25 protein-coding genes and 2 pseudogenes are annotated in these 26,601 nt (G+C 66.0%); 19 read left to right on the forward strand and 8 right to left on the reverse strand.

The features are described 5' to 3' along the window. Nucleotides 1-585 precede the first annotated feature (585 nt). Nucleotides 586-2,589: a bifunctional DedA family/phosphatase PAP2 family protein gene (locus F6X37_RS24815; RefSeq protein WP_187613125.1), complete on the reverse strand. Its 2,004-nt coding sequence runs from the start codon at nt 2,587-2,589 to the stop codon at nt 586-588. Between the two features lie 151 nt (nt 2,590-2,740). Here F6X37_RS24815 and F6X37_RS24820 point away from each other — a divergent pair, with 151 nt between their 5' ends. Both F6X37_RS24820 and F6X37_RS24825 read left to right on the forward strand, forming a co-directional pair. Continuing rightward, a complete protein-coding gene (locus tag F6X37_RS24820) occupies nt 2,741-3,142 on the forward strand; it encodes a hypothetical protein (RefSeq protein WP_187613126.1) in 402 nt (133 codons plus the stop codon). Between the two features lie 47 nt (nt 3,143-3,189). Then, nucleotides 3,190-3,666 carry an OsmC family protein gene (locus F6X37_RS24825; protein ID WP_090806238.1) on the forward strand — a complete coding sequence of 159 codons (477 nt, stop codon included), beginning with the start codon at nt 3,190-3,192 and terminating at the stop codon, nt 3,664-3,666. Between the two features lie 70 nt (nt 3,667-3,736). Here F6X37_RS24825 and F6X37_RS24830 read toward each other — a convergent pair whose 3' ends face one another. Next, nucleotides 3,737-3,970 carry a hypothetical protein gene (locus F6X37_RS24830; protein ID WP_013091435.1) on the reverse strand — a complete coding sequence of 78 codons (234 nt, stop codon included), beginning with the start codon at nt 3,968-3,970 and terminating at the stop codon, nt 3,737-3,739. A gap of 86 nt (nt 3,971-4,056) precedes the next feature. Beyond that, nucleotides 4,057-4,527, reverse strand: coding sequence for an Lrp/AsnC family transcriptional regulator (locus F6X37_RS24835; protein WP_018425024.1), 471 nt, complete (start codon nt 4,525-4,527; stop codon nt 4,057-4,059). A gap of 154 nt (nt 4,528-4,681) precedes the next feature. On the opposite strand from F6X37_RS24835, the gene F6X37_RS24840 reads away from it, so the two are divergent. Together F6X37_RS24840 and F6X37_RS24845 are read left to right on the forward strand one after the other, a co-directional pair. Then, entirely contained in the window at nt 4,682-5,362 is a 681-nt protein-coding gene (locus F6X37_RS24840; RefSeq protein WP_187613127.1) for a LysE family translocator, read from the forward strand. A gap of 161 nt (nt 5,363-5,523) precedes the next feature. After that, nucleotides 5,524-5,850 (forward strand): YnfA family protein, encoded by a 327-nt coding sequence (locus F6X37_RS24845; protein ID WP_187613128.1) that lies wholly within the window; start codon nt 5,524-5,526, stop codon nt 5,848-5,850. A gap of 35 nt (nt 5,851-5,885) precedes the next feature. On the opposite strand, the gene F6X37_RS24850 is transcribed toward F6X37_RS24845, so the two are convergent. Beyond that, nucleotides 5,886-6,398 (reverse strand): DUF1993 family protein, encoded by a 513-nt coding sequence (locus F6X37_RS24850; protein WP_187613129.1) that lies wholly within the window; start codon nt 6,396-6,398, stop codon nt 5,886-5,888. A gap of 311 nt (nt 6,399-6,709) precedes the next feature. On the opposite strand from F6X37_RS24850, the gene F6X37_RS24855 reads away from it, so the two are divergent. The 5 genes from F6X37_RS24855 to F6X37_RS24875 all read left to right on the forward strand — a co-directional run bounded on the left by F6X37_RS24855 (nt 6,710) and on the right by F6X37_RS24875 (nt 12,005). Beyond that, nucleotides 6,710-8,269 (forward strand): protease pro-enzyme activation domain-containing protein, encoded by a 1,560-nt coding sequence (locus tag F6X37_RS24855; RefSeq protein WP_187613130.1) that lies wholly within the window; start codon nt 6,710-6,712, stop codon nt 8,267-8,269. A gap of 80 nt (nt 8,270-8,349) precedes the next feature. Then, nucleotides 8,350-10,014: a S10 family peptidase gene (locus tag F6X37_RS24860; protein WP_187613131.1), complete on the forward strand. Its 1,665-nt coding sequence runs from the start codon at nt 8,350-8,352 to the stop codon at nt 10,012-10,014. Between the two features lie 183 nt (nt 10,015-10,197). Continuing rightward, complete coding sequence (locus tag F6X37_RS24865; protein WP_187613132.1) at nt 10,198-10,869, forward strand: hypothetical protein; 672 nt, start codon at nt 10,198-10,200, stop codon at nt 10,867-10,869. Between the two features lie 79 nt (nt 10,870-10,948). Then, complete coding sequence (locus F6X37_RS24870; RefSeq protein WP_187613133.1) at nt 10,949-11,311, forward strand: hypothetical protein; 363 nt, start codon at nt 10,949-10,951, stop codon at nt 11,309-11,311. Between the two features lie 427 nt (nt 11,312-11,738). Beyond that, on the forward strand, nt 11,739-12,005 hold the full coding sequence (locus tag F6X37_RS24875; protein ID WP_090806224.1) for a hypothetical protein: 267 nt from the start codon (nt 11,739-11,741) through the stop codon (nt 12,003-12,005). Between the two features lie 111 nt (nt 12,006-12,116). Here F6X37_RS24875 and nadE read toward each other — a convergent pair whose 3' ends face one another. Then, nucleotides 12,117-12,977 carry an ammonia-dependent NAD(+) synthetase gene (gene nadE / locus F6X37_RS24880; protein ID WP_187613134.1) on the reverse strand — a complete coding sequence of 287 codons (861 nt, stop codon included), beginning with the start codon at nt 12,975-12,977 and terminating at the stop codon, nt 12,117-12,119. A 450-nt stretch (nt 12,978-13,427) separates the two neighbouring features. Between nadE and F6X37_RS24885 the strand changes: the two genes are divergently transcribed. Beyond that, entirely contained in the window at nt 13,428-14,375 is a 948-nt protein-coding gene (locus tag F6X37_RS24885; RefSeq protein ID WP_187613135.1) for a L,D-transpeptidase, read from the forward strand. A 36-nt stretch (nt 14,376-14,411) separates the two neighbouring features. Here the strand turns inward: F6X37_RS24885 and F6X37_RS24890 are convergent. Together F6X37_RS24890 and F6X37_RS24895 are read right to left on the reverse strand one after the other, a co-directional pair. Beyond that, nucleotides 14,412-15,279 (reverse strand): annotated as a pseudogene (locus F6X37_RS24890) (DMT family transporter). 86 nt (nt 15,280-15,365) lie between these two features. Beyond that, a complete protein-coding gene (locus F6X37_RS24895; RefSeq protein WP_187613136.1) occupies nt 15,366-16,922 on the reverse strand; it encodes an ABC1 kinase family protein in 1,557 nt (518 codons plus the stop codon). Nucleotides 16,923-17,217: 295 nt separating this feature from the next. Here F6X37_RS24895 and F6X37_RS24900 point away from each other — a divergent pair, with 295 nt between their 5' ends. The 9 genes and pseudogenes from F6X37_RS24900 (at nt 17,218) to F6X37_RS24940 (ending at nt 26,255) form a co-directional block, all read left to right on the forward strand. Beyond that, nucleotides 17,218-17,973, forward strand: coding sequence for a DeoR/GlpR family DNA-binding transcription regulator (locus F6X37_RS24900; protein WP_184068108.1), 756 nt, complete (start codon nt 17,218-17,220; stop codon nt 17,971-17,973). 505 nt (nt 17,974-18,478) lie between these two features. After that, nucleotides 18,479-19,570 carry a 2-aminoethylphosphonate ABC transporter substrate-binding protein gene (phnS, locus tag F6X37_RS24905; protein ID WP_187613137.1) on the forward strand — a complete coding sequence of 364 codons (1,092 nt, stop codon included), beginning with the start codon at nt 18,479-18,481 and terminating at the stop codon, nt 19,568-19,570. 73 nt (nt 19,571-19,643) lie between these two features. Further along, on the forward strand, nt 19,644-20,744 hold the full coding sequence (gene phnT, locus F6X37_RS24910; RefSeq protein WP_090806214.1) for a 2-aminoethylphosphonate ABC transport system ATP-binding subunit PhnT: 1,101 nt from the start codon (nt 19,644-19,646) through the stop codon (nt 20,742-20,744). Beyond that, nucleotides 20,722-21,684, forward strand: coding sequence for a 2-aminoethylphosphonate ABC transporter permease subunit (locus tag F6X37_RS24915; protein ID WP_184068117.1), 963 nt, complete (start codon nt 20,722-20,724; stop codon nt 21,682-21,684). The genes phnT and F6X37_RS24915 overlap by 23 nt, the downstream gene beginning before the upstream one ends. Continuing rightward, on the forward strand, nt 21,674-22,537 hold the full coding sequence (gene phnV, locus F6X37_RS24920) for a 2-aminoethylphosphonate ABC transport system, membrane component PhnV (RefSeq protein ID WP_187613138.1): 864 nt from the start codon (nt 21,674-21,676) through the stop codon (nt 22,535-22,537). The genes F6X37_RS24915 and phnV overlap by 11 nt, the downstream gene beginning before the upstream one ends. 107 nt (nt 22,538-22,644) lie before the next feature. Then, complete coding sequence (locus F6X37_RS24925) at nt 22,645-23,388, forward strand: phosphonate utilization associated transcriptional regulator (protein ID WP_187613139.1); 744 nt, start codon at nt 22,645-22,647, stop codon at nt 23,386-23,388. A gap of 121 nt (nt 23,389-23,509) precedes the next feature. After that, entirely contained in the window at nt 23,510-24,775 is a 1,266-nt protein-coding gene (gene phnA / locus F6X37_RS24930; RefSeq protein WP_262420011.1) for a phosphonoacetate hydrolase, read from the forward strand. Then, nucleotides 24,772-25,691 (forward strand): annotated as a pseudogene (locus F6X37_RS24935) (aldehyde dehydrogenase family protein). Before phnA ends, F6X37_RS24935 begins: the two are co-directional and overlap by 4 nt. Before the next feature lie 3 nt (nt 25,692-25,694). Further along, a complete protein-coding gene (locus F6X37_RS24940) occupies nt 25,695-26,255 on the forward strand; it encodes a phosphonate degradation HD-domain oxygenase (RefSeq protein ID WP_184054891.1) in 561 nt (186 codons plus the stop codon). A 163-nt stretch (nt 26,256-26,418) separates the two neighbouring features. Here F6X37_RS24940 and F6X37_RS36435 read toward each other — a convergent pair. Beyond that, nucleotides 26,419-26,601: hypothetical protein (locus tag F6X37_RS36435; protein ID WP_222944927.1), on the reverse strand; the 183-nt coding region annotated here is incomplete at its 5' end.

Raw genomic sequence — 26,601 nt, forward strand, 5'->3', positions numbered from 1 at the left:
TGCGTGCAATTGGGTAGAAAATCGCGGCCGCCGTGTTTCAGTGCGGAAATGGCGACGCGTGCCGGTTCCCGCTATCTGGCATTCTGCTCATTCTGCCAGTGCGATTACGGATTGCGTGAGTGGAAAAATGAATTAGGAGCGCTATCGGTGCAAATAGCGGGGGGAAGTGGGGATAATGCCGGTGTGTCGTTGCATTTGCGCAACGAAGGCTTAAATGTCAAATCGATTGTCATTCGCGACCCGGTGTATCCCCGCGGTCGCCTCAGTCATTTCCGTTATGGCAATTGCGCGTCAATTGGCGATTCGCTTTCGTGACAATTCGTTGCGCGGCCAATGCGGCGACTGAATGCTTTCTTCAATAGGCGAATTTCCGGTATTGCTCCGGCGCGCTTGCATTGTCGAGTTCGCTCACGCGCGGCATATGGTGCAGCAGGCGTTTCGCCCGTGGCGCCAATTGCTGATAGACGGCGCCGGGTACGTCGATGTGGACTTCCGAAGCGGCCCACGGTTGTCTCCTTTATCGAACCGTCGAGTTGGGGATGCCTGAGATGCCTGAAGTTGCCTGGATGTGCCTGGATGTGCAGCTCATTGCCTCGGCGAGACCAGCAGCGACACCGGCACGCCGTGACAATCGACCTCCGCGAGAACCGTCGCGCCGAGCTCGACGCCCGACCTGGTGGGCGCGTCGAACGGGCTCGCGTCGTGATCGATGCGCAGAATGTTCAGCGGCCAGGAGGGCCGCGTCAGCCGCTCGTGCGTGAACGCGCCGACCCACAGCGGCGCCGCGGAGGTGCCGTTGTCGACCGCGTAGCCGCTCGGCCAGAAGCGAAGCACGTAGCGTTCCTCGCGCGAATTGCCCGGTCGCACGAAGACCAGCGACGACGGCACGCCATTGTTCAGCTTCGGCAGCACCGGCAGCGACACCGCCGCGACGTCGGGCGAAGCGAGCGACAGCAGGCTGTGCGCGGACACGTCGGTGCCCTCGACCCAGCCCTGCGCGCGCAACTGCTCGCGTATCGAAGCGGGCTCGGAGACCCATTGCAGCGTCAGCGGCTCCTTGCGATCGCCGCCCATGTCGGAGCGAAAGCACGGCAGCCGCTTCCACCCGGAGAGCTTCCACTGCGTCTGCGTGAACTGCACGGGGGGTGGTTGCGGCGCGCCGTCCGGCGGCGTCGGCATTGCGAGGCCGAGCTGCAGGCCGACACTGAGCGCTACGACCGCGAGCACCACGAGAGGCATGAAACGGCGCGGCGGCGGCGGCTGCGGATGCCTCCAGATCGCCGTCAGCGCAATCAGCGCGACCCACACATACGCGAGCGCCGCGCCGCCGATCGCGTCGGACACCCAGTAGCGGCCGAAGTAGACGCCCGCGAGCGCGACCACGATCACGACGATGATGCTGGCGCCGGCAACCAGCACGCCTCCGAGCTTGCCGATCCGGCGCGCGAGCAGAAACGCAAGAAAGCCGTAGATGATCACCGTCGCGGCGACGTGATTGCTCGGAAACACGAAGTGGCCACTCATGAGTTCGTTGGGCGGGGCGCGGCGCATCGCGAGTTGCAGGCCGAGAATCAGCAGCTGGGAAAACACGACCGCCGCGAGCCAGTAGACGATCGTGCGCCAGCGCCGCTCCCACACCATCCACAGGGCAACCGTGACGACCAGCGCGAACAGTGTGATGCCGCTGCCGAGCGTCGCGAGCGCCGCGAGCAACGTGTCGCCCCACGGCGTGCGTATCGATTGCAGAAAGTGATAAACGGACAGGTCGATGGTCGTCAGCGGATCGCCGCTGACGACGTCGTCAAGGATCCCGAAGAAAAGCGCGCCGGCCACCAGCACGATCAGCGACATCGCGAGCAGGTGGGTCGCATCGGGCGTGTCGGGGTCGAGCATGCGGCGCGCGATGCGGCCGAGCGGACCCGGATGGCGGCATGCCCAGCTGCCGAGATGACGGCCTGCCGCGCTCGACCACGCATTCGCGTGCGACACCAGAAACCCAGCGCCGCGAAAGCTGAGCCACACGATGCACGCCAGCATCGCGATGATCACGACGAGCCGGAACGACACCGCCCCCGCGAGCAGCACCGACGCGCCGAACACGACGCCGGGCAGGATGTGCGCGGGCGCCCACAGCAGCGCGGAGAGCACGTTGATCGAGAGGAAGCGCAGCGGCCGCATGCCCATCATGCCCGCGACGACCGGCACGATCGCCCGCAGCGGGCCGATGAAGCGGGCGAGCACGACGCTCTTCGCGCCATGCTTCAGAAAGAAGCGCTGGCCCGCGTCGAGTACGCCGGGGTGTGCGCGGAACGGCCACAGCGTGACGATGCGCTCCCTGTAGCGATCGCCGAGCCAGAAGCTGGCGCCGTCGCCGGCGACCGCGCCGACGATCGCCCACACGAAGACCCAGGCAAGGCTCAGCGAGCCGGTGCCCGTCACCGCGCCGGCGAGGAACATCGCGGTGCTGCCGGGGACGAAGGTGCCGATGACCGCGATCGCTTCGAAAAAAGCGGCGAGGAAAACGACCGCGAGCATCCACGTCGAGTGGCCGGCGAGCAGATGCAAAAGGTGGATGTAGGCGTGCTCCATCGTGCGCGATCGGCCGTTCGGGCGTAACGATCGATCATAACGCGCACGGACACGCCGTGGGCGCGGGCGGGAGCGGCGCCGCTGCATCGGTCGCGCGATCGGCTCAGAATAGATATCGTGCTCGGCGGATCGATGCGGTTGGAGGGTAGCGATGAAGACAGCAACAGGTGGGATCGTGTGGTCGGCGTTGCTTGCGGCGCTGTTGACGGTGGGGGCCGCTGCAACGGTAGAGGCCCAGCAACCGGGCAATCCTGGCGGCAGCCAAAACGGCACTCATGCGGGCACGAACGCGGGCACCAGCGGGAGCAGCGGGGGCAGCGGGGGCAGCGGCAATGCGGCTGTCGGCGGCGCGATGGGCATCGGTACCGGCGTCAGTCCGAGTGCCATGCCGGGGCCCGGCATGTCGGCGGGCGGCTCGTACGGGCTCGGCTCGGGTGGCGCGACCGGCTCGGGCGCCGCGCTCAACAACATGCGCGCGAACGGCACGGCGCTCTATATGAATCCCGACCCACGCGCGCCGAACGTGACCGGCCGCGCGGCGCCGCCGCGCTAGTGTGGCGCGGATAGAATGCAGGTCCGATCCGACCAAAGGGGAAGCGAATGGCGCACGGCGAGCACAAGTACCACGTATCGGTGAAATGGACCGGCAACCGCGGCAGCGGCACCTCCGGCTACCGCGACTACGACCGCGATCACGTGATTTCTTCCGGCGGCAAGCCTGACATTCCGGGCTCGTCGGATCCGGCGTTTCTCGGCGACGCGACGCGCTGGAATCCCGAGGACCTGCTGGTCGCGTCGGCGAGCGCGTGTCACAAGCTGTGGTATCTGCATCTGTGCTCGGAGGCGGGCATCGTCGTGCTCGACTATCGCGACGACGCCGAAGGCACGATGCTCGATACCGCGCAGGAAGGCCGCTTTTCGCAGATCGTGCTGCGCCCGCGCGTGACGATCCGCGCGAGCGGCGATGTCGAGCTGGCCACGCATCTGCATCACGTCGCGCATCAGAAGTGCTACGTCGCGAACTCCGTCAATTTTCCGATTCTCTGCGAGCCGGTGGTGGAGACGGACGCGCGTTAACGCGTATGCGGCGGCGCGAAGCGTGCGAGCCGGCTGGCGAGCGGGGCGCCGGCCAGACGCTCGCTAGCGCTCAACGATTGCCGTCGAGCAGATCGCCGAGCAGTTCGTCGAACGCGGCTTGTGCATCTTCGAGTTCCTGCAGCGCGGCGTCGAAAGTCTGCAACGCAAATTGCGAGGGCTTGCCGCTGCCTGCCGGCGGGAATTGCGATTGCAGCGACGCGAACGCGGTCTGCACCCGCTTGGTGGCGGTCAACACGCGTTCCATTGCGGCGGTTTCTTCGGCTCGCGCCTTGTCGTGATCCATGAGAACTCCGGGGTCGTCGGGTTGCGTCGGAACGGCTCGCGCCGCTTCAAAAGGGGACTAAAGGGGGGACTATGCCACGTTCGCGCTCAGGACAGCGGCAGACCGCCAAACGCTTTCACTTCGCGCAACGATAAGGCCGATTCCACCGACGTCACGCCCGGCAGGCCGCGCAGTTCGTCGCGCATGAACGTGCCGTAGTCGTCGAGGTCGCGGGCGACGATCTGCAGGATGTAGTCCGCGCTGCCCGACACGTTGTGGCACGACAGGATCCGCGGGATCGCCTGCACCTCGCGCTCGAAGCGCGTGGCCACCACGCGGTCGTGCACCGCGAAGCGCACGAGCACGAACGCGATCACGCCCAGACCGAGCCCGGCGCGCGACAGCACCGCGCGGTAGCGGTCGATGTAACCATCGTTCTCCAGACGTTTCAGACGCCGCGCGCAAGGCGTCTCGCTGAGGCCGACCATCTCGGCGAGACGCGCATTCGACATGCGGCCGTCGTTTTGCAGCGCGGCGAGAATCGCGCGGTCGGTTTTGTCGAGATCGTCCGTGGACATGGTCGGGAGGGGGGCTGCAGGGTGGTGGAAGGCGTCGTCAGATGTCGAAATATTAGCGCATTCCGCTATTTTTTGAATGCAGAGGACTGAAAGTCGCCAGCAAACGCTCCGCATCCGATAGCAACATGGAGCCTCGAACAACAAGGAGGCGCCGATGATTTCCGCTCACCTGCTGGCCGTCTACGTGGCGGCATTGATTGTCGTTTATGCGGTGCCTGGGCCGGACATGGCGCTGATCCTGCAAACCAGCATCGCGCGCGGCGTGCGCAGCGGCTTCGCGGCCGCGGCGGGGCTCGGCGTATCGCGCGCGACGCACGTGACGCTGTCGGCGTGCGGCATGGCGGCGCTGCTGCGCAACGCGCCGTGGCTGTACGACGCGGTGCGCTATGCCGGCGCCGTCTATCTCGCGTGGGTGGGGATTCAAATCTTCCGCTCGCCCGGGTTCGCATTGCCGGCCGGGTCGCGCGACGGGCAAGCGGCCGGTGCGCCGCGAGTGGAATCCACTGCTTCGAGCGATGCGGGCAATGCGGTGCGGCCCTTGCGGACCGCGTTCGTCAAAGGTCTGCTGACGAACCTGCTCAACCCGAAGGCGCTACTGTTCTGCTCCGTGCTGTTGCCGCAATTCGCGCGGCCGGAAGCGGGGCCGGTAGCGTGGCAGATGATCGAGCTTGGTGTCGTGCTGCTCGTGATCGGCGCATGCTTCGACGCGTTGTATGCGATCGGCGCTGCGCGCATCGCCAACTGGATGCGCGTCCATCCTTTGGCGCAGACGGTACAACGGTGGACCTTCTCGGCTGCGTTGATCGGCTTCGCGCTGCGGCTTTCGCTCGATTGAACTTTCGCTGGATTGAAACTTGGAGCTGGCTTTTGCATTCGTCGCGCGTGCGCATACAGCCGATGCAAAGGCCGCGGTGCCAAGTGATTGTGTTAATAAAGCCGATAGCGCGGTCGGCCGCGCGCACGCGCGGCGACACAACCACCTTCTCACGCTCATCGATGCAAACCTTCCTGCTGTATGTCGTGACCGCTGTCGCCGAGATTCTCGGCTGTTACCTGCCGTGGCGCTGGCTAAAACAGGGCGGCTCCGCGTGGCTGTTGCTGCCAGGCGCGGCAAGCCTCGCGCTATTCGCGTGGCTGCTGACGCTGCATGGCACCGCAGCGGGCCGCGTGTATGCGGCCTACGGCGGCGTGTACGTGGCGGTCGCGATTGCGTGGCTGTGGGTCGTGGACGAGGTGCGGCCCACGCCGTGGGACGCGGCAGGCGTCGCGCTGACGCTGGCCGGCATGGCGGTGATCGCATTCCAGCCGCGCCTGCACGCGTGAGGGCGGCCGCGCGATCGACGACCCGCCTGCTCCGTTTACTGCTGCATCCCGCCCAGATAGTCGAGCTTACCGAGCTCGACACCGTTATGACGCAGGATGTCATACGCGGTCGTCACGTGGAAATAGAAGTTCGGCAGCACGAAACCGAACAGATATGACGCTCCGGTGAACTCGATCGAACCCGTCCGCATTTTCAGCGTGATGGTGCGGCTTTCCGAACCGTCGATCTGTGCCGCATTGAATTCCTTCAGGTAATCGATCGTTTTCTGTATACGGGCCTGCAGTTCATCGAAAGTCTGCTCGACGTCGTCGAACTTCGGCGGCTCGACGCCGGCGAGGCGCGCCGCGCAACCCTTCGCGGTATCGCTCGCGATATACACCTGGCGCACGAACGGCAGCATGTCCGGCGCGAGCCGGGCATTCGTGAACACCGACGGTTCGATCTGCTTTGCGGCCGCGTGCGCTTCGGCCTTGACCAGGATGGCCTGCAGGTTCGTGAGGCCGCGAATCAGCACAGGCACTGATGCTTGATACATCGAAATTGACATGGGTTCCTCTGATTTCTCGATCGTGCGCGCAGGCGGCGCGCGCGGCAATGAAACGGCGGGAATGCCGCTGCAGCATCATAGCGTGTCGCATCCACGCCGCGCATTAGACCCTGGCCATGCGGACGACTGTCGCGCTGGCCGGAACTGTGTTCGAATGCTTTGGTCGGACGCGTGGACGAAGTTCTTGAACAACCCCTGCCGCGTATCGCCACGATGCGCTTCATGCAGGCGCGTGGCGTGCCTGGCCGCCGCCGGGCTGCGCGGTCGTGCATGACCGCGTGCTAAGCCACGCTAACAGGAGAGTCGATACCATGGTCACCAAGCATCCATTGCCGGGCAGCGAGCGAAAGGTCGCGCAGGGCACGACGATCATCGGGCAATGCGATCCCGCCGAGCGGATCGAGGTCTTCGTGATGCTGCGCCGCCAGCAGCAGGCGCAGTTCGACGCCTTGATGAAACGCATCGAAGCCGGCGACGCGAGCGTGAAGCCGCTGTCGCGCGAGGCGCTCGCCCAGGACTACGGCGCCGCGCCCGATGACATCGCGAAGGTCCGCGCGTTCGCGGCCGCGCATGGGCTCACCGTCGCGCGCGAGGATCCGGCGGCGCGCTCGGTGCTGCTGAGCGGCACGATCGCGCAGTTCCAGAGCGCGTTCGAGGTCAAGCTCGAGCTCTACCGGCATCACGCGGCCGGCCAGTTCCGTGGCCGCACCGGCACGATCAGCGTGCCGGACGATCTGCATGGCGTGGTGGAGGCGGTGCTCGGACTCGACAACCGGCCGCAGGCGCGTCCGCACTTTCGCATCCGGCCGCCGTTCGTGCCGGCGCGCGCCGGGCAGACGTCGTACTCGCCGCCGCAGCTCGCCTCGCTCTACCAGTTTCCGCAAGGCGACGGCGGCGGTCAGTGCGTCGGCATCATCGAACTCGGCGGCGGCTACAACACGTCGGACCTCAAGACCTATTTCTCGAGCCTCGGTGTAAGCGAGCCGACCGTGACCCCGGTCGGCGTCGACCAGGCTGGCAACGAGCCGAGCGGCGATCCGAACGGGCCGGACGGCGAGGTCACGCTCGACATCGAGATCGTCGGCGCCATCGTGCCGGGCGCGGCCATCGCCGTGTACTTCACGCAGAACAGCGACGCCGGCTTCATCGACGCGGTGAGCCGCGCGGTGCACGACACAACTAACAAGCCGTCGGTGATCTCGATCAGTTGGGGGGCGCCGGAATCGGTGTGGACCAGCCAGTCGATGCAGGCGCTCAACAGCGTACTGCAATCGGCGGCGGCGCTCGGCGTGACCATCTGCGCGGCCTCGGGCGACAGCGGATCGAGCGACGGCTCGGGCGGCGGCGACGCGGTCGACTTCCCGGCGTCGAGCCCGTATGTGCTCGCTTGCGGCGGCACGCACCTGAGCTCGTCCGGTTCGACGATCACGCGCGAGGTCGTGTGGAACGACGGCGAGCAGGGTGGGGCCAGCGGCGGCGGCGTGAGCCGCGCGTTTCCGGTGCCGGCGTGGCAGCAGGGTTTGTCGGTCACGGCGACGGGCGGCGGCGGCCAGCCGCTCGGCGGGCGCGGCGTGCCGGATGTCGCGGGCGATGCCTCGCCGTTGACCGGCTACGACGTGCTGGTCGACGGAATGCAAACGGTGGTGGGGGGCACCAGCGCGGTCGCGCCGCTGTGGGCGGCGCTGATCGCGCGCATCAACGCGGCGAAGGGACAGCCGGCCGGCTTCGTCAACGCTAAGCTGTACAAGGCGCCGGGCGTCTGCAACGACATCACGCAGGGCAACAACGGCAGCTTCGCGGCGTCGAAGGGGTGGGATGCCTGCACGGGACTGGGCAGCCCCAATGGCGGGAAGGTGGCGGGCGCACTATAGTCTGCAACGCAGCGCATAACACAACAACGAGACGTAAGAACGAGGACGCATGGCAAGTAAAACGAACCCTTGGAGCGATCATGACGAATACAGAATCAGCTTCCGGTAGCCAGCATTCGCCGCACAACACGCATGCCACGGCCTCGGCAGGCGCGTCCACCGCCACGAGCGCGCCGCACAAGGCCGGCGACCAGCCGCTCTTCGACCCGGTCGCCTATGGCAACGGCCCGGACGATTCGGTTACCGATACAGTCGAGACGGCCGCGATCACGCATCATTCGGTGACGATCGGCGCTCACAAGATCGACTACACGGCGACCGCGGGCCATCTGGTGATCGTCGATCCGAGCAGCTCGCAACCGTCGGCGAGGATGTTCTACGTCGCGTTCACGCAGGACCATCAGAAGGAAGAAACGCGGCCGGTCACGTTTTTCTATAACGGCGGGCCGGGGTCGTCGTCGGTATTCGTGCTGCTCGGCTCGTTCGCGCCGCGCCGCATCAAGACGTCGATGCCGGGGTTCACGCCGCCCGCGCCTTATTCACTCGAAGACAATCCGGACAGTCTGCTCGACAAGAGCGACCTGGTGTTCATCAATCCGGTCGGCACCGGCTATTCGGCGGCGATCGCGCCGAAGAAGAATCGCGACTTCTGGGGCGTCGATCAGGACGCGGATTCGATCAAGCAGTTCATCAAGCGTTTTCTGACGAAGAACAACCGCTGGAATTCGCCGAAGTATCTATTCGGCGAGTCCTACGGCACGGCGCGTAGCTGCGTGCTCGCGTACCGGCTGCACGAGGATGGGGTCGATCTGAACGGCATTACGCTGCAATCGTCGATTCTCGATTACACGCAATCGGGCAATCCGGTCGGCGCGCTGCCCACGGCGGCCGCTGACGCGTGGTATCACAAGAAGCTCGGCGTCGCGCCGCGGCCGACCGATCTCGGCGCGTTCGCCGAGGAGGTCGCGCAGTTCGCGCGCACCGACTACCTGGCCGCGCTGCGCAAGTTCCCGACCACAGATTCCGCGACCACCGAAAAGCTCAGCGAATACACCGGCATCGACAAAACGACGCTGCTCGCGTGGAGCCTCGACATCGCGGGCTACGACAGCCGCGGCAATTCGCTGTTCCTGACCACGTTGCTGAAGTCGCAAGGCCTCGCGCTCGGCGCCTACGACGGCCGCGTAACGGCGATCGACACCGGCATCGCCGGCAAGATCGACCCGAACTCCGGCGGCAACGATCCGACGATGACCGCGGTCACCGGCGTCTACACGACGATGTGGAACGTCTATCTGAACGAGCAGTTGAAGTACACGTCGAACTCGTCGTTCACCGACCTCAACGATCAGGCGTTCAAGTACTGGGATTTCGGCCATATCGATCCAACCGGCGCGCAGAAGGGGCTCGACTCGACAGGCAACATCATTCTGTACACGGCCGGCGACCTTGCCGCCGTGATGGCGCTCAATCCCGACCTCAAGGTGCTGTCGGCGAATGGCTTTTTCGATTTCGTCACGCCGTTCTATCAGACCGTGCTCGATCTGCAGCAGATGCCGCTGGTCAGTCAGCAGGTGCGGCAGAACCTGTCGGCACGGTTCTATCCGTCGGGGCATATGGTCTATCTCGATGGCGGTTCGCGCACCGCGCTGAAAGCCGACCTCGCAAAGATGTACGAAGAGACGGTGTCGAACGCGCAGGCGCTCGGGCGGATCCGCGCGTTGCAGGCGCGGGTGGCGAAGTAGAGGCGGCGGGGCGCCCCACTCATCGCGACGTCGCGCTGGGTTGGTCTGCGCTGGCTCGCGGCGGCTGCCGCGAGCCGGCAAACGCCGCGCCCTCATGTCCGGCTTTTGTACTCATCCATATTGAATGTGTTTTAATTGCCTTGCGAATTGAACTACCGCGTGCCGCCGCCGGCGCGCCGACGAATGAACGCAGGCATCGCAGACACCCATCGGCGCGGTCTTTCCCGCGACACGACCAGCAGCAATGACACGGCCAACGCGCCGCGGCTCGGACGCACGCGCGTCCTTCGTCCGCGCGTGCGCATCACGCACCGTGCGCTGCTCGTCACCGTTGGCGCACTGCTCGCGCTGCGCATCGGAGATGCCGCCGCGCAACCGAGCGCCGTGCTCGACGAACGCGTGACCCAGCAGTCGATCGGCCAGACGATTTGCCGCCCCGGTTATGCGGAAACCGTCGCGCCGCCGTTCGACGAACTGATGGCGCACAAGGATCGCATGCTTGCCGCACGCGGCATCGATGCGGATGACGTCGCCGCGTTCGCGCTCGACCGGCGTGTGCCGGTCATGCTCGGCGGATCGCCCGATGCGCCGGCCAATCTCGATCTGTTGCCGTGGTCCGGCCCGCAGGGCGAGCGCCGCAAGGCACGCGCGGCGGCGCTGCTCAAGCGTTGCGTCTGCGAAGGCAAGCTGAGTCTCGCGCAGGCGCAAGCGGTGATCGTCGGCAACTGGTCGGCGGTGTATGCGGGCTTTGGCCAGGCGTCCTGCGACGTGAGCCGGCTCGAGTTCGCGACTCGCGACGACGATGGCGTCGACAGCGAAGACAGCCGACGCGACGCGCATGCCCGCCAGCGTTGAGCGCGCCGCGCGTCCGCACGCTTGCGCATTCCGCGCGGAACCACGGTTCGCTGCCCCTCACTTTTTTCGGAGAAACACGATGATCCATTCCCGTCTCGCCGCCGTCGCGCTGACGATCGGCTGCCTGAGCGGCTGCCTGAGCGGCAGCGCCGCCGCAGTTGCCGTCGCGCCCCCGCATTGCGCGCGCGCCAATGAGCTCGAGATTCGCGGCGACGTGCCCGCAGCGCTCAGCTTCGACGTGTATCGGCAACTGCGCCCGCTGGATGCGCAGCGAATCGCGCTGTTCGAGGCCGCTGGCGAAGTGAAGCGTCTGCCCGACGGCCTGCCGGTATGCCAGATCGCCGATGACGGCGTCGAGGATCCTTCCGCGGTGCTGGTCCGTCTGCCGCAAGGTAAGAATGCGTGGTGGGTGAGCGCGGCGAACGTGCAAGCGGCGGACTGATCGGCGCGATCAGTCCGCCTTTGCCCACGTCCCCCGCACGCTGCCTTCGACGATAGGTCTGCGTGCCAGGCCGGGGCTGGCCAGGCATGCAAGGTGCCGAGGCAGCCGATGTCTTCCCAGGATTGGCGCGACCGATTCAGGTACAGTGCATCGACGGGGACGTTTCGCCATTGCCTACGACGCTGCGTCACAGTGTGTTCGCTGTCGAAGCGGGCTATCCTGACAACAGGATGCAATTCGCACAGGAGATTTGAACGATGGCCTTTTACTTGTCATGGCTCGCTATGGGGTTAGCCGGCGCGACCGGCGTCGTCGCACTTCGCGCACTCGGCGCGACTCAGACGAAGCAGCGTGCCGCGCTGCGACCGGTGCGTATCGCAAGCCCAGACCGACGGACGGACCGCCAGGCGCGGCGAGGGTAGGCCGCATGAACCTGACCGTGCGCAATATCGCCGAATCGTGCAGCGAGCAGGATGTGCGGGAATTTCTGAAGCGCGAACTCGGCCGTTACGCGAAACACGTCGAGGTGGTGGACGCCGGCAAGCCTGGCGCCTACGCGACGATCGAACTCGACGCGAGTGTGCCGTATGTCGGCGACGTGATCGCGCGGCAGATTCAAGGCAAGCAACTGGGTGGCCAGCCGCTCGAAGCGAGCGCCGATCTGTTCAGCGACGAACCGCCGCCCGAGCAGTAAGCGCCGCGGATGGCGCAGTAAGCTCTATTGTTTTCGAAGGCGGTGGACAGGCGCGACGACGCGCGCATGTCCACCGCCTTTATTCGTTTGAGAGCGCCGTTCGCGGGCGCATCATTGCCCATCCGGCGACGCCGGCCAATCGAACGGCGTATACGGCAGCGCCCGCTTGTGACGCGTCGCGTTGTAAAACTCCAGGACCACGTCACGCACGGTATCGCTGACCGGCTTGCCTTCGAGAAAATCGTCGATCGCGTCGTATGGGATGCCATACGCGTCTTCGTCGGGACGAAGCGGCCGCAGCATCTCGAGGTCGGCGGTCGGCACCTTATGCGCCAACGCGTCGGGCGCGCCGAGCGTATTCGCGACCGCACGCACGCGGCGCTTGCTGAGCCCGGCGAGCGGCAGCACGTCGGCGCCGCCGTCGCCGAACTTCGTGAAAAAGCCCATCACCGATTCGGCCGCGTGGTCCGTTCCGATCACGACGCCCGAGCGCGCGCCAGCCACCGCGTATTGCGCGATCATCCGCTGGCGCGCCTTGATATTGCCGTGCACGAAATCCCGCTGGGATTCGTCCTTGAACGACACGCCGCTTTTATCGAGCGACTCGAGCATCGCATCGGCTGCGGGTTTGATATCGATAGTCAGATTTTCGTCGGCGCGAATGAAGCGTAATGCATCGAGCGCATCCGCTTCATCGCGTTGTTTGCCGTAAGGCAGACGGACGGCGACGAAACTCGCGTCGTAATCGTTCGCGCGCAAACGCTCGACCGCGAGTTGCGCGAGACGCCCGGCCGTAGTCGAATCGACGCCGCCGCTAATGCCGAGCACATAAGTTCTCAGGTGGCTGTTGCGCAGATAGTTCGCCAGAAAATCGACCCGGCGCTCGATTTCGCGGCTTGCGTCGAATTCGGCGGCGACGTGCATTTCGGTCGCGATGCGGGCCTGGCGCGCGGCTGGATCGGATTGAGCCATGATCGTTGTTGTCCTCGCGAGAGAAAAAGCGATTGAAGTGGCTTGAAACAGATTGCAAGCAGGTTGAAAAACGGCGTGCGTATCGGCACGTGACGCCGTCTTCGGTCTACCTTTCGTCGAACGAAATCGTATATTGCCTTTTGGGGTTTGATTTTCCGATGACCGATTTAATTGCGTATTAATTGCGTTTTCGCTGGCATGTCGATTGTCGAAAAATAGCCGATCATTTTTGAAGAGTTCGCAGGTTAGAAGGTATTTTCATCGACACGCCTCGCTTCGCTGAGTAACATCGGTCGTGCCGAACGCCGCAGAGACCCGGCGTGCGATCAATAATAATCATGTTTGCTCCAAGACGCGATGAGATACCCAGATCGGCCTGGCCAGCCTGGATTGAACCGCCTGAGGATTTGCGCGTGGGTTTGCGCAGCCGTCGTCTCGAGTGCCGGTGCGATGGCGGCGCCGGTTCATGCGGCGGCGCCCGGTAGCGCTCAGTCACCTGCATCCGCGACATCAGCGGCGCATACGGTGAATCTGGCCAATCCGGCCAACGCGTGGAATGGCGCGAGCCGGCCGTTGCCCACGATCGACGCCGCCACCATCGCCGCGCCCGACGCGGCTGGCGTCGTCGATCCGCGCCGGGCGTTCCTGCTGCGCGACGTATTCGCGCGGGACGTGACGCGCCGGCTCAGACTGCCCGTCGCGGCGCAGCGCGCGTACGCCAACCGTCTGGAGACGGCGCTCAATGAGAACGAGCTTGGCAATCTGTCGGGCGAGTACGTGGTGCTCGTCGATCGCAATGCGAACGTGCAGGCGCTCCTGATTTACTTCCGCCCGGCGCCCGCCGACAACTGGCAGATGATCGGCGCATCGCCGGTATCCACGGGACGGCCCGGCGAGTACGACCACTTCATCACGCCGCTCGGCGTGTTCGAACATACGCCCGACAACATGGATTTCCGCTCCGAGGGCACGCAGAACGAAAACCATATTCGCGGCTACGGACGGCGCGATATGCGCATCTTCGACCTCGGCTGGGCGCTGGGTGAGCGCGGCTGGGGCAAGGGCGGCATGTCGCAGATGCGCTTCCAGATGCACGCAACCGACCCCGAGCGGCTCGAACCGCTGCTCGGCATTCGTCATTCGAAGGGCTGCGTGCGGATTCCCGCATCGCTGAACACGTTTCTCGATCACTACGGGATTCTCGACGCAGCATATGCGCAGCTCGTCGATTCCGGCCAATCGCTGTGGGTGCTGAAAAGCGACCGGCAGATCATGCCGTGGGCGGGGCGTTTTATCGTCGTGGTCGATTCGCAGCGCAAGAGTCGGCCGGCGTGGTCGCCAGCACCGGGCGCGGTTGCGCGAGCGAAAATGCCCGCGCGCGCGGATACGGCCGACTGACGGGCGCTTGGTGGCAATACTGGCGCGCGGCGCCCCTCACGACCTCGCCAACAACACGCCGGCCAGCGCGACCGCAAATCCGGCGATCTGCACTGGCAGCAGCGTTTCGCCGAACCCCAGATACCCTTCGAGCGCGGCAAGCGGCGGCGCAAGAAACAGCAGAGCAGTCGCGCGCGCCGCATCGCCGCGCCGGACCATCCAGACGAGCAACGTGACGCTGATGCCGGACAGCATCACGATGCCCCACGCGAGCGATGCCCACAGCGTCGGCGACGCGATCCAGCGATGCTCATCGAGCGCCAGCGCCAGCACTCCCGCGACGATCGCCGCGCCGACGTTCTGCACGGCGCGCGCTGCGAATATCGGCCTTTGCGAGCGAGGTCTTCTGGAACAGCGTGCCCGCCGTGATCGCCCCCACCGCGACGATCGATATCAGCACGACCAGCCACGCGGGTGCGTTGCCGTGCGCGGGCGGCGTCGCGGCAGCGAGCTTCGGCGCGAGCACCAGCACGACGCCGGCGAGGCCGAGTGCCATGCCGCTCCAGCGGCGCCGCGACAAGCGCTCGCCGAACAGCGGCGCGGCGACGGCGGCCGTCGCGAGCGGCTGCAGCGCGCCGAGCAGCGCCATCACGCCGGCGCTCAGACCTTGCGCGACGGCCCAGTAGCCGGCGCCGAGATAGACGCCTTGCAGCAGCGCGCCCGCGGCCAGGTGCTTGCCGAAGTCGCGTCCGGTCGGCCAGGCTGCGCGCGCGACCAGCGTGGCCAGCGCGAAGACCAGCGCGGTGCCGCCGAAGCGGGCAAGCAGAAACAGATTGGGATCGGCATAAGGCGTGATCGCGAGGGCGACCACGAAACCGGTCGACCACAGCACGACGAAGACGGCGGCAAGAAAGGAAGCGAGCATCGAGGCGGGAGGCGTGAAAAAGCCGCCATGTTGGCGGCACGGGCGGCGCGCGTCTTGTTCAAAGCTGCAACGCGCGCGCGGGACCGTCACCACGCGAGCAGCGTCATCCCCGCTCCGAGCACGCCGCCACAGACGACGCATGCCCACAGCAGCCAGCGCGTGCGCCGGTATTCGCGCGCGAGATCCGCGAGCAGTTGCGCGTTCTGCTGCGGGGTGCCGGTGCGATCGTGCTGCTGCAGATAGCGCACCGCCAGTTGCGGCACGCGCGGCAGCATATGCGCGAGATGCGGCAGCTCGTGTGACAGTCGCTTGAGCCAGCCGCGATGATCGAGATCGCGTCGCGCGATATCGGCGAGCACGCCGCGCGCGATGTTCCATGTATCGATGCCCGGATGCAGCGCCCGCGCGAGCATCTCCGCCTGCTGGAACGAGCGCTGCGCGGTCGCGAGCGCGCCCGGCACGTGGCCGTCGAACCGTTGCACGCCGTGCAGCAGATGGTGAAACAGCGAACCCGCCGAGCGATCCTCGGGCGCCGCCGCGAAGTGCGCTTCGGCGCGCGTGCGCAACTCGGCTTCGAGCAGCTCGGCGCGCGTGTCGTCCGGCACGTGGCCGGCCTCGCGATGCATGTCGGCGAGCCGCCCGTAGTCCTGGTCGAACAACGCGGTCGCGCCGTGCACGAAAAATTCGCGCTCGTCGCTCGACAGCGTCGCCATGATCGAGAACTCCGCGAGCACGAGGCGCCCCAGCGTGTCCGGCTCGATGCTGACGCGCACGCGGCGCGCATCGAGCGTCGCGTGGAAGAAGCCATGCTCGAATGCCTGCTCGGTGACGACCTCGACGATATGCGCGGCGAGCGGCGCCAGCTTGATGCCGTGCGCGTGCAGACCGGGCAGGTCGCTCGCGGACAGCGTGTTGACGCGCTGCATCGTCAGCGTGTGGTCGGTGCACAGCTCCCAGATCACGTCCGGCACGACGATGCGCTTGTCGCCGTCGAAATGGTGGCCGGTCTGGCTCAGATTCGCGGCTTCGGCGCGCAGGTCGAAGCGGCGCAGGATGTCGTCGGTGAAGGTTTGCGCGAGCGCGCGCAACTGCAGCCGGCGCGCGACGCGCGACAGCTTTTCGAGCCAGCGCGCGACCCAGCGCAACAAAGCGAGTTCATCGCCGATCTGTTGCAATTGCTGCGCGCGCACGAGCTTGACGGCGACTTCGTGATGACCTTTGAGCGGCATCGCGAGCCGCGCGAAATGGGTCTGCTCGGCGAAGCCGCTGCGTACCGGCACGAGGTCGACCGCGCTGAACAGCTCGCCGAGCGGCCGGCCGAACGCGCGAGTCAAAGCCAGCGCGGAGTCGTCCGGCGACAGCGGCACTTCCATGTGATCGATGGCGTCCAGCGCGTCATGCAGCGTGCCGCTCGCGAGCTCGGGGCGCCTGGCGAGCGTCTGCGCGAAGCGGCTCGCGAGCGGACCGAGCGCCGGCAGCAGACCATGCAACTGCGCGCCGCTGCGCTCCGACGCATGCACGCGGCCGATCAGTTCGATCATCCAGTGCAGCTTGTGGTCGGGCGGGGCGGCGAGCCAGATCAGGCGCGCGCCGTAACGCAGCGCATGGAACAGCAGCAGTAGACGGCGAAACAGTGGCGGCATCGGCGGTTCGGTTGACGGGCGAGGCGTTGTGCGCGGGACTCGGCCGGGCGGCGGCGTTGCGTTCGCCGCATGGCCGGCGAGTCCAGCCGTCAAGGTTAGCAGGTCGGCGCGATGGCTGGCGTGTTCGCGCGCAAGGGCGGCTCGATGCAAGCCGAGCGCGCCATGAACGCGCCCCCACGCCACCCTGAGCGCCACCTGCACGCCAGCACCGACGACGCTCAATACGCGTAATACAATACGGCGGCCTTCCTCAACCACGGCGAAACCCAAGCGTGCCGGCTTCCGGCCTTCTCAGATGCTCGCAGAACAACGTCATCAATACATCCTCGCGCAAGTCGCAAAGAACGGCGCGCTGTCGGTCGCCGAACTGGTGCGCGAACTGAACGTATCGCGCGAAACGATCCGTCGCGACCTCAACGCGCTGGCCGGCCGCGGCCTGCTCGTGACGACACACGGCGGCGCGTTGTCGAGCGATCGGCGCGAGCCCGATCTCGATACGCGCGAAGCCGAGAACGCCGGCGCGAAGCGTGCGATCGGCGAGCGCGCGGCCGAGTTCGTGCCGGACGGCGCGTCGCTGATCATCGATTCGGGCAGTACTACGCAGTCGGTCGCGCGGGCGCTGCTCGACCGGCATCGGCTGACGGTCTACACCAACGACTGGCGCATCGCTTTGCTGCTCGGCCGACGCAACGACAATCGCGTGACGCTGCTCGGCGGCGAGCTGTCCGATATCGAAGACGCGACCTTCGGCCTCGACACGGTTCAGCAGCTCACGCAGTACCACGCCGATTTCGCGTTCATTGGCGCGGGCGGAATCTCGCCGGACGGCTATCTCACCGACTACAGCCGCATGGCGGCCGAGGTACGCAGCCGCATGATCGCCGCGGCCGACATGGTGGTCGTCGTCGCCGATCATTCGAAATTCGGACGCGTGACGCCGGTGCGCATCAACGGGATCGAGTCGGCGCGGTATCTGGTCACCGAACTGGCGCCCGAGCGCGCGCTTGGCACGGCGATCACCGCGCATGGTCCGGAGATTCTGATCGCCTGAGACGGGCTGGCGGGGCGGTTCCCGCCGCGTTCGTACGCCGCTCGCGCTGAGCGACATTCCGCGCCCGCCAAAATCTAAATACAAAAAAGCCACCCGCCGCCTCCGCATTTTCCCGACGCACCGTGCATACATCGTCATTTTCGCCATGTACGATCCACACGGGATCGGCGCGCGGGGTCCGCTTTGGGGTGGCGCGACGAATTCCGTCGGTTGGCGCGAGTTGGCAATTTGTGTCTTTTTTTGGAATTCGGCGCAATCGTCATGGCCTTGTCATCGAAACCTGTGATTCTTGCCGTGCCCGCTCAGGCGCGGCAGGCAGCGCGGGTGTGATAGGGGCTGTCAGTCAGGCTGGGCGAGGAGCGGCAAAGTTGTCGGCAATCTGCAATCCACGACAGACCGGCGCGGCAACCGCAGCGGGCAACACGCAAGCGGCGCGTGCCGCCGTTCAATCACTACAGGTATGGGTTATCCCGACCGTCTGGTTTTTAGCTTCGGAGAGAGCGACATGAAAAAGACGAATTCCCTTCACGCCGCGACCGGCCTCGCGCGCAAACTGCTGCCGGCGCTGGTCGCCGCGGCCGCGTTCGGCGGTGCCGCGATGCAGGCTCATGCGGCCGACGCCGTCGTGCTGTACACGGCCGACGGCCTCGAAAATCTGTACAAGGATGTGCTGCCGGCCTTCGAAAAGAAGGAGGGCGTGAAGGTCAATATCGTCACGGCGGGTAGCGGCGAAGTCGTGAATCGCGCGACCATCGAGAAGGATCAGCCGAAGGCCGACGTGCTCGTCACCCTGCCGCCGTTCATTCAGCAGGCCGACCAGAGCGGCCTGCTGCAGGCGTACCAGAGCGCCAACTACAAGAACGTGCCGGCCATCGCGAAGGCGCCGAACGGCGCGTGGGCGACCTTCGTGAACAACTACTTCTCGTTCGCGATCAACCCCGAAGTTACGAAAACCGAGCCGAAGACGTTCGCGGACCTGCTGCACCCGGACTTCACCGGCAAGGTCGCGTATTCGAATCCGGCGACCGCCGGCGACGGCATGGCGGTGATCATCCTGACCTCGTCGCTGATGGGCGAAGACCAGGCGTTCGACTATCTGAAGAAGCTCGAGCAGAGCGCGAAGTTCCACACCAAGGGCACGGGCTATCTCGACGTGCTGCTGTCGCGTAACGAGATCGCGGTCGCCAACGGCGATCTGCAGATGGATCTCGACGACGCGGCCAACGGCGGCCTGTCGCTGAAACCGGTGTTCCTCGCCGCCACGCCCGGCGGTCAGCCGACCACGTTCCAGCTGCCGTACGCGATCGCGCTGATCAAGAACGGTCCGAACCAGGCCGAGGGCAAGAAGCTGATCGACTATCTGATGTCGACGCAAGTGCAGTCGAAGGTGCCGGACATCTTCGGCATTCCGGGTCGCAGCGACGTGCCGCTCGCGGGCAAGAACGGCGAAGCGGTCAAGCAGGCGATCAGCGGCGTCAAGCTGATTCCGGTCGACTGGAACCACGTGATGGCGAAGAAGGCCGACTGGACCGCGCGCTGGAAGAGCGACGTGATCGGTTCGTCGGGCAAAGAGATCGAAGTGGTCAAGCCGAAGTAAGTCGATTCAGGCGGCGCTTCGCACGAAATGCGCGGCGCCGCATCAGCATTAATCCTGTTGGAGGACGACTCCGGTGAATACGGCCAGTCTCGCTCACCCCACTGCGCCCGGCGCTCCGCTGGATGCGCTCGACGCCGCGCGTTCGGACGCGCCGGGCGGCGTGCAGATCGATCACCTGACGGTGCGCTTCGGCGCGCGCACGGTGCTCGACGATCTGTCGTTGACCATCCGGCGCGGCGAGTTGCTCACCGTGCTCGGGCGCAGCGGCTGCGGCAAGACGACCTTGCTGCGCTTCATCGCGGGCTTCATCGAGGCCGACGGTCTGGCCGGCACGCTGACGGTGGCCGGCCGCGATCTGACGCACATGCCGCCGCACAAGCGCAACCTCGGACTGCTATTCCAGAGCTACGCGCTGTTTCCGCATCTGACGGTATTCGAGAACGTCGCGTTCGGGTTGCGCGCGCGGCGTATTCCCGCGCGCGACGTCGCGCGCCGCGTCGCCGAGGTGCTGAAGCTCGTGCAGCTCGGCGATGCCGGTCACGTGATGCCCGCACAACTGTCGGGCGGCATGCAGCAGCGCGTGGCGCTCGCCCGCGCGCTCGTGATCGAGCCCGACGTGCTGCTGCTCGACGAACCGCTGTCGGCGCTCGATGCCAATCTGCGCGCGTCGGTGCGCTCCGAACTGAAGGCGCTGCATGAACGCCTGCCGAATCTGACGATCGTCTGCGTGACGCACGATCAGGACGACGCGCTCGTGCTGTCCGACCGCACGCTGCTGATGCGCGATGGCCATATCGCGCAGCTCGGCACGCCGCAGCAGCTGTACGACTCGCCGGCCGACGGCTTCGTCGCGCGCTACCTCGGCGCGGCCAATCTGCTGCCGCCACAGGTCGCGTTCGGCATGGACGACGCGCGCTACAACGAGCGCGAACGTGTCGCGTGTCTGCGTCCGGAGGCGCTGCGCATCGTGCCGCTCGGAGAGGGGCAGTTGCACGGCGCGATCGCGTCGGTCGAGTGGTACGGCGCGGCCTTGTCGGTATCGGTCGTGCTCGATGCGCTGCCGAACGACCCCGTGCTCGTCACGCTGCAGCGTGGTCTCGGCATGACGCCAGAGAAGGGCGCGCGTGTTTCCCTGCGTTACGAGGCTGGCGATGTCGTCCTTATCAAGCCCTGATACGTCCAACCCGCTCGACCTTGCCGCGCAAGCCGAGGTCGAAGCCGCCGCCGCGCGCCGTCTCGCGAGCGCGGCGGCGCACGCGGCCGCCGTCAAGCGGCGCGAGCGCCTCGCGCAATGGCATCTGCTGTTCATTGCAGTCGTGGTGCTCGGACCGCTCGTCATCTATCCGCTGGTGCGGCTCGTGATGCTGAGTCTGACCGGCGCGCATGGCCTGTCTGGCCACGCGTACGTAACGTTCTTCGGTAACCCCGAAACGCGCGGCGTGATCGGCACCACGCTCGGCATCCTGTTCGCGAGTGCGAGCCTGGCGTCGCTGCTCGGCGTGGCGCTCGCGTCGCTGCTGTTCTTCAAGCCATTTCCGGGCGCGCGCATGGTCACGCGCTTTCTCGAACTGTTCGTCGCGTTCCCGTCGTTTCTGGTCGCGTTCACGCTGATCTTTCTGTACGGCTCGCAAGGCTCGGTCAGCATCGGGCTGCAGCGGCTGTTCAATCTGCAGGCGCCGCCGCTCGATTTTCTGTTCGGCATCGGCGGCGTGATTCTCGCGGAAGTCGTGTTCTATACGCCGTTCGTCGTGCGTCCGACGTTGGCATCGTTCGCGCTGCTCGACCAGCGACTGATCGAAGCCGCGCGCAGCCTCGGCGCGAACGGCCTGATGGTCGCGTTCAAGGTGATTCTGCCGCTCGCGTGGCCGGGCATCGCGGCCGGCACGATCCTGTGTTTTCTGCTGACGCTCAACGAGTTCGGCATTCTGCTGGTGCTCGGCAGCGCCCATCTGATCACGCTGCCGGTCGCGATCTACAGCGCCGCCACCGTCGATCTCGATCTGCCGACCGCCGCCGCCGGCGCGGTCGTGATGCTGCTGATGTCGTTGTCGTTGTACGCGTTGTACCGGCGCGTCAATCGTCGCAAGGTGAAAGGAGCCGGTCATGGCCGTTGAACTCGATCCGACCGTGCTGCCGGTCATGCACAAGAAGGGCCGGCCGGTGCGGCACAGCCTCGCGGTGCGACTGCTCGGCGGTCTGTTTCTCGGCTTTGCCGCGCTGCTGTGCTTCTGGCTGTTCGTGCTGCCGGTGTTGGTCGTCGCGCTATCGAGCGTCGCGTCGCACTGGTCCGGCACGATCCTGCCCGACGGCTTCAGCATGCGCTGGTTCGAGCGCCTCGGTTCGAGCGACTTCGACGCGCTGACCACCAGCCTCGAAGTCGGCATGGGCGTCGCGGTGCTCGGCACGATCCTCGGTTTGTGGCTCGCGCTCGCGCTCGAAGGACGCGACCGGCGCGGCCTCGGCGCCGTCATCGACACGATCGCGATGATGCCCAACGGCGTGCCGAGCGTCGTGCTCGGCCTTGCGGTGCTGATCGCGTATCACAAACGGCCGCTCGATCTGTCGAGCTCGGCGGCGATCGTGGTGTTCGTGCAGCTCGCGCTGGTACTGCCGTTCTGCTACCGCTGCGCGGCCGCCGCGCTGCGCCCGGAGGTGACCGTGTTGCGCGAAGCGGCCGCGAGCCTCGGAGCGCCGCCGTCGATGGTGCTGCGCCGCGTCGTGTTGCCGCAACTGGTGCCGGCGATACGCGCGAGTCTCGCGCTCGGCTTTGCGCTGTCGCTCGGCGAACTCGGGGCGACGCTGACCGTATATCCGCCAGGCTTCGCGACGGTGCCGATCGTCGTCGTCGGGCAGGTGGAACGCGGCTATTACCTGCCGGCTTCCGCGCTGTCGCTGATTCTGCTGCTGGTCTCGCTGGTCGCTCTGCTGCTGATCGCGGCGCGCGCTCCGCGGCGCCGGATCGACTGAGCCGACTGAGCCCCGACTGAGCCGAGTGATCGGCGAGCGATTTCGTTGATCTGAAGCACGCGCGCGAACCGGTGAGCATCGATGTAGATGTGGCAAAAGTTGTCAAAATGACAGAATATATGCACTCTGCTTCCGTCGATCCGATCGAGGTCCTGCGCCGCCATTCGCTGACGACGCTGGTGCGCGACGAGATCGAGCGGCATATCGTCGGCGGCATGCTGGCGCCGGGCGACAAGCTCAACGAAGCCGACTGGGCGGTGCGATTGCAGGTGTCGCGCGGGCCGGTGCGGGAGGCGTTTCGCGCGCTAGAGCAGGCGGGTCTGGTGCGCACCGAGAAGAATCGCGGCGTGTTCGTGCGGACGGTGTCGCTCGCGGAGGCGGACGAGATTTACGCGGTGCGCGCGGTGCTCGAAGAGGGGGCGTGCCGGATGCTCGCGTCGAGCATCGATGCGGGCAAGCTCGCGGTGCTGCGCGACTGGGTCGACGCGATGCGCGCGGCGCTCGCGTCGCACGATCACGATGCGTATGCGCGCGCGAACGTCGCGTTTCACGATGCGCTGGTCGCGGCGGCGGGCAACACGAAGTTGTACGACACGTATCGCAGGCTCGTCAGCGAGCTGAGCCTGTTTCGGCGTGCGGCGCTAGTCGTGCAGGCCGACGCGATGGCGCGCTCGCTCGCCGAGCATCGCGCGATTCTGACAGCGCTCGCGTCGCGCGATGCGGAGCAGGCCGCGCAGTTGATGCGCGCGCATGTGCAGGGCGGGTTGCAGCGCGCGCATGCGGCCTGCGAGGCGGCGCACGAGCAGCGCCTCCCGGCAGGCGCGGGTGCGGCCGGCTCGCGCGGGCGATGACGGCGCGGCGATGATGCCGAGGCAAGCGTACCGGCAAACGCCGCGGCAGCTTCGCCCCACGAACAGACAACCCGGCGATTAAGACTTTGCAATGACAACCCCGGCAATGGAAAACCACGCGATGACACACCCCGAGCAACGCACGATCGAGGTCAACGGCCGGAGCTACCGGCTGCCTTCGCAACCGACGGTCGTTGTCTGTGTCGACGGCTGCGAGTTTGCGTACCTGGAAGCGGCGGTCGCGGCCGGCGTCGCGCCGTTCATCGGTTCGATGCTCGAGGGCGGCGCGGCGTTTCGCGGCGACTGCGTGATCCCGTCGTTCACGAACCCGAACAACCTGTCGATCGTGACCGGCGTATTGCCGTCCGTGCACGGCATCTGCGGCAACTACTTCTGGGACACCCACGCGAACGACGGCGCGGGCGCGGCGGTGATGATGAACGATCCCGCCTACCTACGCGCGCCCACGCTGCTCGCGGCCGCCGCCGACGCGGGCGCCGCGGTCGCCGTCGTCACCGCGAAGGACAAACTGCGCGGGCTGCTCGGCTCGCAGTTGAAGGGCATCTGCTTTTCGGCGGAGAAAGCCGACGAGGTGACGCGCGAGGAAAACGGCATCGACGACGTGCTCGATCTGGTTGGCCTGCCATTGCCCGACGTGTATAGCGCGGGGTTGTCGGAATTCGTGTTCGCGGCCGGCGTGCGGCTCGCGCAGACACGCAAGCTCGACCTCATGTATCTGTCGACGACCGACTATATCCAGCACAAATGGGCGCCCGGCACCGAAGGCGCGAACGCGTTCTACGCGATGATGGACGGCTATCTCGCGAAGCTCGACGCGCTCGGCTGGGTGATCGGCCTCACCGCCGATCACGGCATGAACGCGAAGCACGATCCGCAGACCGGCGAGCCGAACGTGATCTATCTGCAGGACTTGCTCGACGACTGGCTCGACGCGTCGACGGCGCGCGTGATTCTGCCGATCACCGATCCGTACGTCGTGCATCATGGCGCGCTGGGTTCGTTCGCGACGGTCTATTTGCCGCGCGAGGTCGATGCTGCGTCCGTGATTGCGCGGATCGGCCGCCTGCCGGGAATCGAAGTCGTGCTCGATCGACGCGCCGCGTGTGCGCGCTTCGGGCTGCCTGAGGATCGCATCGGCGATCTGGTCGTGATCGGCACGAAGCATGTGGTGCTCGGCACGCGGCGCGACGAGCACGACCTGTCCGGGCTCACCGTGCCGTTGCGCTCGCACGGCGGGATTTCCGAGCAGGAAGTGCCGCTGCTGTTCAACCGGCGCGTTCAGCCATCAGCCACCGGCAGCGAAGGCAAACGGCTGCGCAATTTCGATATCTTCGACGTCGCGCTCAATCGCGTGTCGACATCGTGAACACGGCGCCGCGGGACCATCCTGAGTTCCGCGCCGAAGCGCTGCGGCTGAGCGGCGAGCGCGCGACGCGCGCCCGGACGCTCGACGTGTTCGATCCTTATACCGGCATGCGCGTCGGCACGGTGCCCTTCGCCAGCATCGACGATGTGCGCGCCGCGTTCGACTACGCGCTCGCGTATCGGCCGACGCTGTCGCGCTACGAGCGTTCGCAGATTATCGAGCGCGCGGCGGTGCTGCTGCGTGAGCGGATCGAACCGGCGTCGGATCTGATTTCGCTCGAGTCGGGTCTGTCGAAGCAGGACTCGCGCTACGAGATCGGCCGCGTCGCCGACGTGTTCCGCTTTGCCTCGTTCGAGGCGTTGCGCGACGACGGTCAGCGTTTCTCGTGCGATCTGACGCCGCATGGCAAAAGGCGTCGCGTGTTCTCGCAGCGCGAGCCGCTCGCGGGCGTGATCGTCGCGATCACGCCGTTCAATCATCCGATGAACCAGGTCGCGCTAATGAGGCGGTGGCCGCGGGGGCGCGCCTGCGCCTCGGCAACGAGCGCCGCGGCGCGTTGTATGCGCCGACCGTGCTCGACAACGTCGATCCGTCGATGACACTCGTGCGCGAGGAAACCTTCGGGCCGGTATCGCCGGTCATCGCGTTCGACACGCTCGACGATGCGATTCGCATCAGCAACGGAACACCGCTCGGGCGGTCGTCGGGCGTGTGTACGAACCGGCAGGACGCGATCACGCGTTTCATTAATGAGCTGCGCGTGGGCACCGTCAACGTGTGGGAAGTGCCAGGCTATCGGATCGAGCTGACGCCGTTCGGCGGCATCAAGGATTCGGGGCTAGGCTACAAGGAAGGCGTTCAGGAAGCGATGAAGAGCTTTACCAATCTGAAGACGTTTTCATTACCTTGGGAGTAACAGGTGGCATTGAGTCTCGACGATATCCGTGTGCTCTTCGAGCGACACGGCAGCCTCGCGTATAGCGGCGAGCCGGTGACGCAGCTCGAGCACGCGTTGCAGAGCGGCGCGCTCGCCGAGGCGGAAGGCGCGAGCGACGAACTGGTCGCCGCGGCGTTCTTGCACGACCTCGGCCATCTGCTGAACCTGCAAGGGGAGACGCCGACGGAACGGGGTGTCGACGATCTGCATCAGTATTTCGCCTTGCCGTTTTTGCGGCCGGTGTTGTCGGACGCGGTGCTGGAGCCGATTCGCCTGCACGTCGACGCGAAGCGCTGCCTGTGCGCGATCGACGCCACCTATTTTGGCCAGCTGTCCGCCGACTCGGTGCGCAGCTTGCAATTGCAGGGCGGGGTCTTCAGCAGGGAAGAGGCGCAGGCGTTTATGCAGAAACCGTACGCCGAAGACGCGATGCGTTTGCGCCGATGGGACGATCGCGCGAAAGAGAAGGATCGCGCGACGCCGGGGATCGACCATTATCTGGCCGTGGTCGAACGGGCGATGCGCGCGCATGCGACTGCGTGAGTCGAGGTGTTTTGGGTCGCGGTAGGTTGCGCGCCGAGCGGTCAAAATATCGCTTGCAAGTCCCGATGTCGGCGACTAGAATGCCGCTCTTTCGCGCTCCGGACGCCGGGGTGCGGAGAAGCGGGAAGCCTTTGATGGCGTGGGCTTCGGCGGCGTGGGCAGGTTAGGCGAGTGATAAAAACCTGTTGACGATCCGACGGAAGTTCTCCATAATCCCACTTCTCTGCTGCAGACGCAGCGACGCAAACGAAGCGGTGCCGGGTAGTGGTGGTTCAGGCGCGGCGGGTTTGGCGGACCGATCTTTAAAAACTAACAGTCGATAAGTGTGGGCGCTTGATGCGGAATG

Source organism: Paraburkholderia sp. 31.1 (assembly GCF_014397645.1).
Lineage (GTDB): Bacteria > Pseudomonadota > Gammaproteobacteria > Burkholderiales > Burkholderiaceae > Paraburkholderia > Paraburkholderia tuberum.